This is a genomic window from Dermacoccus sp. Tok2021 (genome assembly GCF_019895135.1).
Taxonomy (GTDB): Bacteria; Actinomycetota; Actinomycetes; order Actinomycetales; family Dermatophilaceae; genus Dermacoccus; species Dermacoccus abyssi.
The window spans coordinates 1-574 of the sequence record NZ_JAGTHU010000049.1 but is presented as its reverse complement, the minus strand read 5'-3'; the positions used below and the strand labels follow the sequence as shown (position 1 = coordinate 574).

Here is a 574-nt window from a genome sequence, read left to right as displayed (position 1 = left end):
GACTTCTCATCCACGCACAGCACGACCGCCTTCTCCGGTGGGTTCAGGTACAGCCCGACCACGTCGCGGACCTTGGCCTCCAGCTCCGGGTCTGTGGAGAACTTGAACGTCTCCCGCCGCCATGGCTTGACCCCGTACTTGCGCCAGGCACGGGCGACGGTGGCATCCCCGATCCCCAAGTGCCTGCCCAGCAACCGCGAGGACCAATGCGTCACCCCGAGTTTGGCCGGTGGCGGCTCGAGCGTGGTGGCGATGATCACGGCATCATCGATGCGTTTCGGTCGGCCCGAACGCTCCTCGTCCTCGAGGCCAGCGAGCCCGTCGACGGCGAACCGGTCACGCCACTTGATCACAGTCGGACGCGAGACCCCGACATGCCGCGCCACTGCCGAGGTGCCCGTCCCCGCCGCGACGGCCAGCACGATCCGCGCACGCTGCGCACGTCCCGCCGGCAACGTCCGCGACCGTGTCCACGAGGTCAGGGTCGCACGGTCCTCTTCGCTGATCTCCAGCACAGGTGACGGCATATGCCATCATCCCATACTGTCAACGAATTAATGACGCGCGACACTAG

The 574-nt window shown here is 66.6% G+C and carries 1 protein-coding gene; it reads right to left on the bottom strand.

What is annotated here, in order from left to right:
- The coding region (locus tag K9D12_RS14725) for an IS630 family transposase (RefSeq protein WP_223060590.1) at nucleotides 1–527 on the bottom strand (527 nt) is incomplete at its 3' end.
- Nucleotides 528–574: the final 47 nt, after the last annotated feature.